Consider the following 13,512-nt stretch of genomic DNA (forward strand, 5'->3'; position numbering starts at 1 on the left):
AATCATAAAGCTATGGCACACCAGACAGGAGAGAATGAACAGGCGCTGAGGAAAATTCTGGATATGACACGGTTAATTAGTGTAGTAATATTAGTAATACACGTTTATTACGCATGCTACACGGCGTTCAAGAAATGGGAATTAGTCAGTCCCTTTTCCGATAAAATATTAAGCAACATCATTAAAACGGGATTGCTGACTGATTTTCATAAACCGAAGTTTATCGCTTTAGGTTTCTTAATTATTTCTTTGATCGGAGCGCGAGGTAAAAAGGACCAAAAGTTAAATCACAAAATAGCGTTCACCTATATAGTTTGTGGGCTGCTGATTTATTTTATTAGCTACTTTTCACTTTATATAGGCACAGATATTACTACCACAGCGGTGGTATATATAATGTTAACGGCAGTAGGCTACTTGTTGATTCTTTCCGGAGGTACTTTACTTTCGCGAATTATTAAAAGTAGCTTTAATAACAATGATATTTTCAATGCGGAGGCTGAGACATTTCCACAGGAAGAGCGCCTACTCGAAAACGAACTATCGATTAATTTACCTGCTCGGTACAGGCTCAAAAACAAATTTAGGGATTCGTGGATAAATATTATATCGCCTGTCCGCGCGACGATTGTGTCAGGCTCCCCTGGCGCCGGAAAATCGGCATTTGTGATCCGACACTTTATCACACAAGCTTTAGCTAAGCCCGATCCTTATACACTTTTTGTTTATGATTTTAAATTCCCTGATCTATCGCTCATCGCCTACAATCACTGGCTAAAAAATAAGCATAGGTACAAAAGTAAATCGGAATGCATTTTCATCAATTTTGATGATCTGTCTCGCTCGCATAGAGGTAATGTTTTCGATCCGTTAGGGATGACCGATATTACGGATGCTACTGAAAGTGCAAGAACAATATTGCTCGGATTAAATCGCGAGTGGCAGAAAAAAACCGGGGAATTTTTTGTCGAAAGTGCCATCAACTTTGTAACGGCCATTATTTGGTTTTTACGAAGGTATCAGGACGGGTTATTCTGCACACTTCCCCACGTGATCGAATTAATACAACTACCATATGACGACCTATTTACGCTCTTACGAACGGAAAAAGAAATCGAGGTGTTGATCAATCCTTTTGTCAACGCCTATCTCAATGATGTCATGGAACAGTTGGAAGGACAGATCGCGAGTGCAAAAATCGCATTGGCAAGATTGGCTTCTCCACAACTTTATTATGTTTTATCGGGCAACGATTTCACGATTGACCTGAACAATCCGGATAATCCAAAGGTCATCTGCATGGGGAACAACCCACAAAAGATACAGACTTATGGAGCCGTGTTGTCACTTTACGTTAACCGTATGCTAAAGGTTGTAAACCAGAAGAACAAACTTAAAAGCATGTTGGTATTTGACGAGTTCCCTACCCTCACAACAGACATAATTCCAACCATCGTAACTGGTCGATCAAATTTAATCTCGGTATGCCTGGGCATTCAGGATGCAAGTCAGTTACGCAAGGACTATGGCAGAGAACAAGCTGATGTGATAACCAATACAGTTGGAAATATAATTTCAGGTCAGGTCACGGGTGACAGCGCAAAACAACTTTCCGAGCGCATCGGAAAAATAATGCAGGAGCGAGAGAGTCTTTCTATTAACAGCGGCGATACATCCATAAGCAAAAGTAAACAGTTAGACTACGCTGTACCAGCTTCAAAAATTGCCGCGCTGAGTTCCGGTGAATTCGTCGGAATGGTAGCAGATACACCCAGTCAGAAGATAGAACTGAAAGCTTTTCACTGTCAAATACAGAATGATTTTGATGCAATACAGAGAGAGGAGAAAGCGTACGAAGAAATACCGGTTATCAGAAAGATCAATTCCGATATGATACAGCGTAATTATATGCAGATCAAACAGGATGTCCAGAATATTATTGATGCAGAAATACATCGAATGCTCAACGATCCGTCTCTTGCTCATCTGATCATCAAGAAGTAATTTCTAAAACAGAAATTTTGGTAAGCTTTTAATAACCAAAGCACAACTCACTAGAAATAAAATCATAATAAGCAGGATCGTACAAGAGGCTTCAATAAGTTTTCTTCTACTCATAAAAATTAATATTTAAAAAAGAACAGGGCTAAATTGCCCTGTTCTCAACCATAAAAAATCTGCTTTCAGGAAGCAAACAAAGCATCCACCCCAACCAAAAGGTGGATGTACCAAAATAACTACATAATCTTTTCGGTTAAATTAGGCTGTAGATTTCTAATGGCTAAGTTGTTTAACCATAGTCGAATTGTAAATATTTAAACTAATACCTTGAAACTAAGATTAGGTGTATAGAAAAAATCTGATCATTTTTAAACACGATATCCCTACCATGAAGTATAGCCATATCATCACAGAAATAAGTAATGCTAAGATCGGCATCATAATAATAGTAATAATTAGTCCGGCTATACCAAAATGAATATCTACATCAAGATTCTCAGGGTAGACACCACATAAATGCAGTATCATATTGAATAATACGAAAATGATATTTGCAAATAAAACCATTATATAGATTCTCTTAAAAAAATCATTCGGTCTCTCCGAATATCGATAGATCAATTCCTTCATATTGAATATTTTTTGTTTAGGCTACCAATCGCTTTTAAATACTATTTTTACTATGAAAGCGAATTACATTGTTGTTTCGTTCCCATACGGCTTCTCCTTGCTCGAACGAATTAATTATGCTTTGGGTCAAGTACCATCCCTTACTAAATTTTGTCTTCTTTAAAAATCGTCGTTTGAACAAAGTATAAAGACGGTTTGAAGCCTTCACAAAATCATCGCTTTTGTGAAGTAGGCTTTGACTGGTAAAGATCTTCTCGGTATAATACAACCGACCTGCTTCGATGCTTTTTCCATCTTCACGCTGCGCAGAGATTAAAAAATCAATTGCTTCTGAGTTTTCAGGATTTAAAAGATAATAGCCCTGCTTCTCAATATACTCGTATTCTAATTTTTTCGAATCACGAAATATTATTATCCTTCTATCGTGGGGGAAATTGATTTCTCTTAGTTTATTTAGGTCATCTACCTTATGAGGATATAGTTTGTACACATTACTTCTAAAAAAATCTAAAAACTCTTTAATATCTGATTCCGTATGGAAAAAGTTTATCTGCTTGGACATCATAATTTATTTTTTACAAATGTGGATTCTGAAACTCAAATGCTAACAGACATTAATTCTTTCAGTTTACACAATAGTGAGCCAATGGTTAATTTAACCATGACACAGGAAATTCGAAAAATAAAGGGAGATATTGCAGTACATAAATTTATACTGCAATATCATAAGGAAAAATTAAATGGAGTTTACATTATTTAGCCATTAATTAGGCGGTTACTGATGCAAAATGAAAAACTACAAACAAGCACCAGGATATTTAAAACTGTCTATTTTACTAAAGAATTGACGATATTATTAAATTCTTCAAGATAAAATCCGTCAAAATTATCTGTATAGAAAACTCGATACTTTTCAACCAAAGAATTATATGATGGATTTCCAACTAGCTTAGCAGCTATTATTCCTGTATTTCCGCCATACTTATATCCTGAAAATATACTTTGACCAACATCCATATTTAAAGCCCGATCTATTGCTTCTATTGAATCGTATTCCTCAAAGAACTTCAAAGCTATATCATAAAAAGCCTTATTTACTGCTTTTACAACAAAGTCCAAATCAGACTCCGATTTAAGAAGAAAACGATAGTATTCATCATTCATTAAATTCTCCAAATCTATACCTATCGTCGCTGTCGATTTATGATACTCAGGAGCAAAATATGAACCCTTATGAAAAATATTTTCAATTACATTTTTTCTAATTAATAAACCTATTTTGATTTCCCAATAGTCCTCAAAATCTAAAAAAATCAATTGAAATTTATGCCAGCCTTCTTTAGTACGGCGCGTAAACTCACTAAGTCTTTTATTAAGCCTGAAACTTTCGTTTCTTAACTGTTCATCAACTTTTTGTAACAAGAGTTCCTTTAATTCTAATTTATTCATTTAATCGGAATATTGAAAACATGAAAAATTGTTTTTTCTGCATTTTTATAAGAAACTCTTAGCGCAATTTTATTATTAACCACATCTTCCTTCTTGGGTGTTAGCTCAAGGGTTATTTGATTCTCTGGATTTGATTCTGTCTTAATTAATTTAATCCCCGGCGCAGAAAAAACCAAAGATTCTTTATTAATGTTTTCAGTTAAAACATTAACCAAAACAGGATTATCAACTTTTAAAAAAGGATCACCGTTCTTAAAGACTAATAAGATCCTTTCACTATCATTTCTAAAAATCAAACTGTGATCATCGGCTATCCTTTTTGAAGTACAACCAAAAAGCACCAGAATAATTAAAATTGTCATAATTTTATTCATATTCTATTTACCTTTTAAGGATATAACTAATCAAAAGTGCAATTCCACCTAATATTGCTATCGATAATGTAGCATTTATATAAGGATCTTCTTTTAACAACGAATCAAATGTTCTTCGCTTATGAAGAAACACCCATCTTATAAATGCGCCTGGATACCTAAAAAGCAATACAATTACGACTTCCAATATCATTTCCATAATTATTATTTATTTTTCTAAAGATTTCATTCCTTCTTTTATAGCGGTCTTGACTACTGTCTTAACAGCGGTGTTAATTAGCGGATTAGTAGCAGCTTTTACTGGTAGAGCTATTAGAGCTGCTGTATTATTAAGAACATCTTGCCCTTCCTTAAAACTCATACTACCTGTGGACGTATGACTTCTTCCCGACTCAATTTTCCAATTATTTAGTTCAAACGTATTTGGTAACAAAACATTATCCCTATTTCTTGCGCCTCCTTCATGTAAACCCTCATTCAAAATAATGTTAGCTTGATTTACCATAGGAAAAATTATATCTTGAGGAGTTTCAAAAATTGGTGCAACAATATCTGATGCCAATTTTAGAGCCTTTTCCTTTAAACTTAAATGAGAAACAATGTCTGACCCCGTTTGTCCTATCGCTAAACTTTCACCTTTAGCGTAACTTTTATTATTGACAACATCTTTGAAGGATCCATCATTATTAAGTTTATACTGATTTCCATCTCCTGTTGCTACATCTGTATGAGTTCCTAAATAATCATATCCTTCTTTAGCGCCATTTCCGTCAAACCATTCAATATTACTATTACTCTGATTTTGATACCAATCATCATTATCAATAGCTTGCATGCCATCGGGATCAATGAAATATACAGGATTATTATAGGCATAATTATACGGAGTCCACCTTCTGGAATTCTCAGCAAGCGGATCAATATTCATCCATCGGCCAATTGCGGCATCATAGTTCCTTGCTCCATAATCGTAGAAGTTCAGCCCTAGTTCATCCTGAAATTCTTTACCATTGTACTTATACTTGTAAGGGTTAACAGGTGTTCGACTTCCTTCCTGTACAAGTTCTGACCGATAGTAACCGGGAGCATTTTCAGCAGGAACAAATACATAGGATTGATTATTATATGCCTTATGCTGAAGACCGAATGGATAAAAGTGATTTTCCGTAACGATCTGTAATGCACCTTGTTTATCATTCCATGTAAAACTACTTCGGATATTACCGATATGATCTACGTAATTAAATACATAGTTAAAGAACGTCCCAGTTACATTTACATACCCTTCTGAATGCGGAAAGAATTTCAGGGTTTGGTTTTCATATTGAAAACCCTGCTGATAATCGGTTAAAACATTGCTTGTTGGTGTGGTTACTCTTTTCTGTACCTTAACTCCTTCGGCATTGTAAATATAATTAATTTTTCCTCCGCCATTAAAAACTATTTCGGATGGTAAATTAAGGTGATTGTAGTTAACAGCGGTAATACCTTTATTCTCATCTTTAATAAGGTTACCGAAGGTATCATAGGCATAATCGTTAGCGGTACTTCCGTATTGATTATCCTGAAAGCCCTCCGGATTGTTGGTAGCATCATTGACCCGCATTAACTGATTGCCATTGTAAACATAGCTCAGATCGTCAATATCAATTGCAAACAGCGGACTGTCAAGATTTCCTTTCCTTTTTAAACCTGTAATATTTCCGTTTTTATCATAGAATATTTCCTCATCATAGGATTTTGGTACGGGCACATTGCTAATCGGTTTTTGATAGAACGCCTTTAAGAGCCTGTTTAAAGCATCGTATTTATAGCCGTATTTCCTTAATTGGTTATCGCTCGCTGAAATCCAGAACGTTTCGGAAATATTCCCGTTGTACAAGGGTCTTACGTCCCCGTTCACACTACTTTGTGCGGTATTTATGATTCCGTTTTCACTCTCGGTTACCGTATTGTAATTGATCTTAAATCCAAAAAGATCACCTTGTCCCAAAGTAAAACCTGCGCTTCCAGTCGGTGCATCGTTGTTAATGTCGGTGAGCCATCCGCGGATATTGTGACGGTAATCGACTTTTTGTAATCCGATCGCGCCTGTAACATCTGTTCCGCCTACATTCTTGGATACCAACCGCCCTAAATCATCATAGGTGTTCTTTGCGATCAGTTGCTCAGCACCTCCGTTTATCCTGTGAGTATGCAAGAGTAATCGATCCTGATCGGTGTAGCTATAACTGTCTTTAACGGATAGTTCATTACTGCTAGAATTTAGTTTATGGAAGGTTTGTGTCTGCTCGACTTTTCCGTTAAAGTCTAGCTTATTATCCACTCGCGTATAACCACCCAACTGATTTAATGTAGTTGAACGGATAACACGGTACTTAGTGTCATAAAAGGTCTGGGTTTGCTCGTTCAATGTCTCGGAAGCCGAAGTCAGCACGCGAACCCAATTTCCCGTAGCCTGTCCGACAACGGAAACTGCGACATCCTGACCCTCGATCGAAGCAGGCGGAACAATAGCTCCCGGATACCCATAATCATCATAGTAGGTTACACTTAATAATTTTATTCCACTGGTAGGTACTACCAGATTGGTATAGGCTATCGCTACGTTATCTACATCTATGGTAGTCCCCGGACGTAAGCGTTTTTCCGAAAAATTAGTCGTCTCCGCATTGTACTGTTGTTGCAAAGAGATTCTCGGTGCTGTACTCTGTAACCATCCGGTATAAACCACGCGGTCAAGGCCATCGTACTTGCTGATCAAATATCCTTTTTCAGTACCACCAAATGGGGATAAAGTCAGCCCTGTTGCCACAACACGATCCAGTTTATCGTATATGATCGATTCCCATTGCTTACCCGGTAGTTTTTTCTCCACCATCCGGTTACGATGGTCGTATTTATACTGATAGCATAGATCATCCAACTGGCTAGCAGGATTCGTTACCAAAGGCGGAATCACATAGGTCTGGTTTCCATAGATGTCATATACGTAGTAAGTATCGTGCGCCCCATTGTTATAGGTGCGTTTTAATACCACTCGACCTTCTTTATCCGTAAATTCTTCACTGGTATTGTTGGTTCCCGACTTCCAGTTTTCGTCTCTAGTTATGGTTTTGTACAACTGGTTCGCACTGTAAAAACCTTTATCCTGTAACTGGATATTGTAAACACCACTCGCATCATCCCAAGTGGTTGCCGCAAAATAGTTTTTGACCTCATTGGTAATGTTCGTCTCATAAGCTGTTTTTATCGTATGATCCATTTCAGCATTCGGGTTAACCTGCCAGTCTGCTCCCGGTGCGCCAAGTTTTAACAGGCGCGCCGACGGTGAGGTTTCCAGTACCTTTTCGCTGTACGGATACTGACCGCTGTACTGCGGATAGTTCAGCGTAGCGGACTGTGCGCCCGTCTGGAAGCTCATATCATTGCTTGTAGCCGGATACGGCAGGTATTCTTTTAACTGACGTCCCAGATCGTATTCGATATGGGTGATCAGGTCTTTACCGTTGCCGGATTGCTTGTTTACGTTCTGCTGTACCGGACGTCCCAGACCGTCATAATAGGTGACCGTCGATAAGGGGCGACCGCTGTTAGCTGCACGGTACGTCGTTTTCTTTGACCAGTTTTGCGTATTGGTCTGCGCCACCATCAAAATCGGGCAGCACAATAAGAGAAATAATATTTTTTTCATGGTGTAGCCTGTCTTAGTTAAGTTTATAATTGGTATCATACTCTTCGATGATATTGCCATCGTGGTCTTTGATACGTTTTAATCGCAATAGCGCATCGTATTCGTAGTAGGTACTGCGGCAGTTTCCATCCACCGTACGGCGCAGTAAACGCGTAAACGTATCGTAATAGTACCACGTTACCGTTGCTCCGGGATAAATAGCACCCAATGTACAAGGTGCAGGTGTACCCGGCTCAAAATCAACAGGGATATTCGGTGCCTGATCGGGTACTGCATCCGATCCATTGTAATTTTCGATCTTGGCTTTTAGGTTATCATACCCGTCATATTCATAACGTATTCTTGCACCTTTATCCATTGTTAATAGGGTCAGATTTCCGCGGTTGTCATAGGCTTTGAACTGCACACGGTCTTCCAGTGGGCGGCTACCTTTTGACTGCTGGATCATCTCCGGCAAAATCAGATCAAGCGTTGTTCCCCAATTTTTATACAGTGTTCGGTTGGTCGTTACCAGAACCGGAAGGCTGTTATCAGTGCGATAGGTTTTTACCTCGATAGGATGATTGATTTTGTTCTTCTCAACCAGTTTAGTATAAGCGCTCAATTGATCTGCGGTCACCCCGGATAAGGTTGTGGCCTGATCTGCATAGGTATTGCGTACCTCGGTAAAATTATTGTTTTCACTTACGGTAGTCTTTACTTTTGTAGGTAAGCCCGGTAATCCATCATAGCTGTATTCTGTTACGGATGTCACTGGTTTATAATTGGCTTCAAATGCAGCATCCATCGTCAGTGGCATCGGTACAATAAACTCCTTTTGACTTTTGGAAATAAGGTTTACCTTTTTGGACATAAACTCAAACTTGGCGATGTCCAGATTGTCCGCACCATCAGTGGGATAACCGCAGTTCATATGCGCGTAACCGCCTATAACTCCCGTCATACCGTTTCCGTACGGAATATAATCGTATTCATATTTCTGTTCGCTTACTTTATACAGGGTATTACCACGTTTCATAATCTCCATTTCCGAAAGCAATGTGCCTTCATAGATATATTGCAGATTCCCTCTGTACATTGCGTGTTCATTCTGGAACGGACTTACATAAAACGGGTGGATTTCCTGATAGGTAGAGGAAGACTTGTTTACAAACTGCTTCTGTTTTCCGCCCAGTTCAAAATTATCACCACCATAACTTACCGTTACATACTCGTATTTCTGGTCAAAAGCACTGGTAAATACACTTGACGAGTACAGGGTACGTAACTTGATCTCTCCGGTACGGCTCATCCATCCGGGACCTAAAACACCGCCCGGACTACAGCATTTGGTCAGAAACAGCTCGGTCACATAATCAACGTTCTTTTTGAATGTCAGAAGTGAAAACGGATCGACATATACGTCCTTAGCCTGCGTGTAATAAAAGCGTTTGCTAAATGCCGTTTGGTCATTCTCCGTAAAATCCGTGGTACGCTTTACCCGTAGTCCACCTTGTTCATCCACCGTCTTAAACCCACGCGTATGGAAAAAGTAAGCGCTGGCTTCATACATCACCGGAGCCGAATAATTGTTGTACATTTCCACGGTATAGATATGATCCTTGATCACATTTACGGTAAACTCACGGCTAAAATTAAACTCGCCCGTTCCGATCTCCTGATTACCGTCCGGCATCTGTACCAGAAAGGACTGTACTGTCCCCGTGGTCTGATCTACAAGTCTAAATGTAATCCTGTCGGTATGTCCCATCTGGGCATCGGCCATCAGATCAACCCGTACTTTGATTTCTTCATCAATAACTGCCGAACTGGTTCCAAATGTCCCGTCAGGATTCGCAATAAAATCACCTAAAGGTATTGCTGTATTGGTTTTGGATGCAGGAACCCTGCCGGGACTGTTACGCCATATCAGCATGGAACGTCCCTGTCTGTCATAGGCTTTTGCCTTTGGTGTCTCGTATTCAAAAATGGTATATCCTTTGGTCGGATACGTAATTTTGACCAGACTTCCTTTGGCCATGTGTGCCGCGCTTGGGCTACGGTCAGCCAGATTCGGGTAATAGTTATGGAACAATAAATCTTCGTTCTGCGGCAATGCGGTCGTATTGCCAGTCTTACCGTTATAATATCCTAATAAATCCTTTGCTTCACTTCTACGGTTAGGCAGTCCGAGCGGATCATTATATTCCAGTATATATTCCTCGTTTTTACGTCCGTGACCACTACCGTAATTACGGTCTTTATCAAATTCTACTTTCGTTAGAAAGAACCGTTCGGAAGTCGTTTTGGTCTGTGGAAACAGGTAAGTAAATTCAGCCTTGCGCACCATCGTACTACCTTCCTTGACTTCTACATTATCCAGTACATATTTGTAGTTCCCACCGGAACCGTTACTGCGGTTGAATAGGATTTGTAGATAACTGTGCGGGCTATAGATCCGTTTCAGCCATTTACCGTTTAGGGTCACTGTCGCACTGCTATTGATCGCGTGTTGTCCTTCATTGGTCGGTGGACGTTTGCACAATTCATCTTCGCGTGTTTCCAGTACTTTTACCGTTACGCTTTCTTCCTGACTTGTCCACACCGAGTGCGTTACCGTATCGGTATCGTATTCAAATAAGATCACACCATAATCCGGGTGCTGGATCTTGTGCAGGTAAAATCCGGTATTGGCATAGGGGTTATCTCGGTGTGAACCCATAAACGAACTTTCGCACGCGCCCTCTCCGCCGAAATAATATTTGATCCCGTCAGGCGTGGTGATACAGAACTCCTGACTATTACGCAAGCGTTGGCGCATATCGGATTCGCTACCCACAATTTCGACTTTTAGCGGACTGTCCACTTTTGACAGTTTAGGCATAAAGTCTGCATCCAGATAAAACGTACCGGAATAATTTCCGAATGAAAAATTCCATAAGTCAGGTTTAAAATCATAATGCTTACGCGCGCCAACAAATACCCCGTTCAGGAAATAACTATGAGCAGAGCCATTGACCAACTGATTTGGAATGATCATGTCTGCTGTCAGACGTTTATCTGCCGATATGGATTCATCCGGCGCATCATTGATCGTACGGGAAATAACCCCACCTGCATTAAGTATCCAGTTGATTCCTGTCCAAGTAGCAGTTTGATTGACCTTAACACCCGCGGCGGAATAATTCAGGGTTATAGGCAATTCCAGTTTTCCGACCTTTGCCGTGTAGATCGGTATGGTAGCATTGACCATTCCCGAAAATTCATTGACAGGAATGTCACCAAATTTGGTTAAGGCAAAGGCTTGTGGCGATGGAACGGTAACATCGGGCTTAACGATCTTTCCGTTACCTTCATCCTGAGCCATAGTTGTCGCATAAAGCCCTAAAAGCAGTAAAGAGAGTATTATTTTTTTCATGTTTGTTTTTTATTTAGGTTGGATACCCTTGATCACTTTTACCGAATCGTATTGCACGTTGGTACGAATTTCCACAATATAGATCCCTTCCGGATACGAACTTAAATCTACCGGTACGGTACGACCGTCAATTGAAAATTGTTGAAGTTGTCTTCCCGATAAATCGAATACAGAAGCGATTCCGGTTTGGAAATCGTAGCCCACAATAATGTTGGTAAATTGCTGCGCCGGGTTTGGCAAGGCTTCAATAGCTGGCTTGTCCAGTTCTTTTTTATAGCGGTCTTTTAATTTAACTACCCAAAAATCGCTACCACCATTTCCGCCGTTTTTATCTCGTGACGGTTTCCCTTTAGAAGTTCCAGCTAAAAGGTAGCCGCCATCACGGGTTTCTACTAATCGGCTCAGAATGTCTTCACCGTCGCTTCCAACCGTTTTACTCCAAAGTTCTTCTCCCTTGTCATTGATCTTTAAGGCGATATAGTCATTAATATCCTTTTTATCTTTGTTACCCTCGTTAACCTCACTGTGGGCATAGCCACCGATCAAAAAGGTATGGTCGTCATTTTCGATAATTGAAGTTAGTACGTCAAATTTCCCGTAATTATAGGTTTCCTGCCAGATGGTCTGGCCGTCCTGATCCAAGCGAACAACCCAAAAATCGGTTCCTTTACCGTTAGCCTTACTTTTATCACGTGACGGATTGGAATTGGAACTGCCGCCCAAAAGATAACCACCTGCTTTACATTGGATCAGTGCCGATAAATGATCGTCACCGTCAGCACCTATGGTACGTTGCCATTCGATTGCTCCCTGCTTATCGGTTTTGATGATCCAATAATCACCTGCGCCGATGTTATCGTTCAGCTTATTGCCCGAAGCCGGGGAATTGGAATAACCACCGATGATATAGCCACCATCCGGGGTTTGTTCGACTGTTTTTAGCTGATCAAGGTTTCTTCCGCCATAGGTTTTTTGCCATTCGATTTTTCCATCGGAAGCAAGCTTAATAACCCAATAATCCAGATTCCCGAAGTTTTCTTCGGTCTTGTCTTCCGATTTACCCGATGCCGATGATCCGCCAACAATATAGCCACCGTCTTTGGTTCTGCGTATCGTGGCTACCTGCTCCTGACCGCTACCACCGATGGTGCTTTGCCATTGCTCGTTACCTTTGGCATCCAGTTTTATGATCCAAAGATCATCCTGACCTCGATTATCATGTTTTTTTTGATCACTCTTTGGTGAGTTTGAAATACCTGCCAAAATAAAACCGCCATCGGTCGTAAGTTGTACATTTTGCAAGAAATCCATACCGGAGCCGCCATAGCTTTTTTGCCATTCGGCGGAACCGTGTTCATCCATTTTCCAGAGCCAGTAATCGAAATTACCGCTCGAAGCCATTTCCTTGTTACCGTTTTTCTCGGATAAGGAACTTCCCGCCAATAAAAACCCGTAGTCGGGTGTAGGCAGTACGTCTGCTAAAAATTCGGCGTGCTTACCGCCGTACGACTTTTCCCAAAGTATATCCTGGGAAAAGCAGAAAAACGGGCAAACCAATAGCATAGCCAGGCTAATAAGCCGGCGCATAAATGAGTAAGACATGGTGAATAATTTGTAATAAAATGAGTACCAAACTTAAACCAATTTCACCATACAAAACAAGTCAAAACACAAAAATGGGGCTTTTCCCCCTATTGAAAATCAAGTCGTTACGTATAATTACGTAATGATTAATCAAAATTACGCATTGCTTTTTGCTCAATTGGAACACACAGGAATACAAGTATATTCTTGTAAATCCAATCATCTCCATAGCAGCCATTTAAGCATCGCTAAACTGTAATAAAGCTCGGAAGCAGTTTCTTCAAATGACATTTATTCAATGCGAAACGGACTAAAAAGCCAAGCTAAGTTAGCGGCTTTCGTTACGTTGGGCGCATAATGGCATTGCTCACAATGCCACCCTT

At 39.9% G+C, this 13,512-nt stretch carries 7 protein-coding genes; 1 reads left to right on the plus strand and 6 read right to left on the minus strand.

All coding sequences use genetic code 11. The features are described 5' to 3' along the window. Window positions 1–12 precede the first annotated feature (12 nt). Window positions 13–2,004, plus strand: a complete 1,992-nt coding sequence (gene mobC, locus E6C50_RS02100; protein WP_136401547.1) for a conjugal transfer protein MobC — start codon at window positions 13–15, stop codon at window positions 2,002–2,004. Window positions 2,005–2,665: 661 nt separating this feature from the next. Here the strand turns inward: mobC and E6C50_RS02105 are convergent. The 6 genes from E6C50_RS02105 to E6C50_RS02130 form a co-directional block, all read right to left on the minus strand. Then, window positions 2,666–3,196, minus strand: a complete 531-nt coding sequence (locus tag E6C50_RS02105) for a hypothetical protein (RefSeq protein WP_136401548.1) — start codon at window positions 3,194–3,196, stop codon at window positions 2,666–2,668. A gap of 263 nt (window positions 3,197–3,459) precedes the next feature. Next, a complete protein-coding gene (locus E6C50_RS02110) occupies window positions 3,460–4,080 on the minus strand; it encodes a hypothetical protein (protein WP_136401549.1) in 621 nt (206 codons plus the stop codon). Then, window positions 4,077–4,454, minus strand: coding sequence for a hypothetical protein (locus E6C50_RS02115; RefSeq protein WP_136401550.1), 378 nt, complete (start codon window positions 4,452–4,454; stop codon window positions 4,077–4,079). The genes E6C50_RS02110 and E6C50_RS02115 overlap by 4 nt, the downstream gene beginning before the upstream one ends. A 208-nt stretch (window positions 4,455–4,662) precedes the next feature. Further along, window positions 4,663–8,148, minus strand: coding sequence for a DUF6443 domain-containing protein (locus tag E6C50_RS02120; protein ID WP_168732726.1), 3,486 nt, complete (start codon window positions 8,146–8,148; stop codon window positions 4,663–4,665). 13 nt (window positions 8,149–8,161) lie between these two features. After that, a complete protein-coding gene (locus tag E6C50_RS02125; RefSeq protein WP_136401552.1) occupies window positions 8,162–11,545 on the minus strand; it encodes an RHS repeat domain-containing protein in 3,384 nt (1,127 codons plus the stop codon). A 9-nt stretch (window positions 11,546–11,554) separates the two neighbouring features. Continuing rightward, window positions 11,555–13,147, minus strand: coding sequence for a T9SS type A sorting domain-containing protein (locus E6C50_RS02130; protein WP_230978935.1), 1,593 nt, complete (start codon window positions 13,145–13,147; stop codon window positions 11,555–11,557). Window positions 13,148–13,512: the final 365 nt, after the last annotated feature.

The sequence above is a fragment of the Flavobacterium supellecticarium genome, from assembly GCF_004801375.1.
Classification (GTDB): domain Bacteria; phylum Bacteroidota; class Bacteroidia; order Flavobacteriales; family Flavobacteriaceae; genus Flavobacterium; species Flavobacterium supellecticarium.

Coding starts and splice junctions, on each gene's coding strand:
- mobC (WP_136401547.1), top strand. CDS start 13: ATGGCACACCAGACAGGAGAGAATGAACAGGCGCTGAGGAAAATTCTG.
- E6C50_RS02105 (WP_136401548.1), bottom strand. CDS start 3,196: ATGATGTCCAAGCAGATAAACTTTTTCCATACGGAATCAGATATTAAA.
- E6C50_RS02110 (WP_136401549.1), bottom strand. CDS start 4,080: ATGAATAAATTAGAATTAAAGGAACTCTTGTTACAAAAAGTTGATGAA.
- E6C50_RS02115 (WP_136401550.1), bottom strand. CDS start 4,454: ATGAATAAAATTATGACAATTTTAATTATTCTGGTGCTTTTTGGTTGT.
- E6C50_RS02120 (WP_168732726.1), bottom strand. CDS start 8,148: ATGAAAAAAATATTATTTCTCTTATTGTGCTGCCCGATTTTGATGGTG.
- E6C50_RS02125 (WP_136401552.1), bottom strand. CDS start 11,545: ATGAAAAAAATAATACTCTCTTTACTGCTTTTAGGGCTTTATGCGACA.
- E6C50_RS02130 (WP_230978935.1), bottom strand. CDS start 13,147: ATGTCTTACTCATTTATGCGCCGGCTTATTAGCCTGGCTATGCTATTG.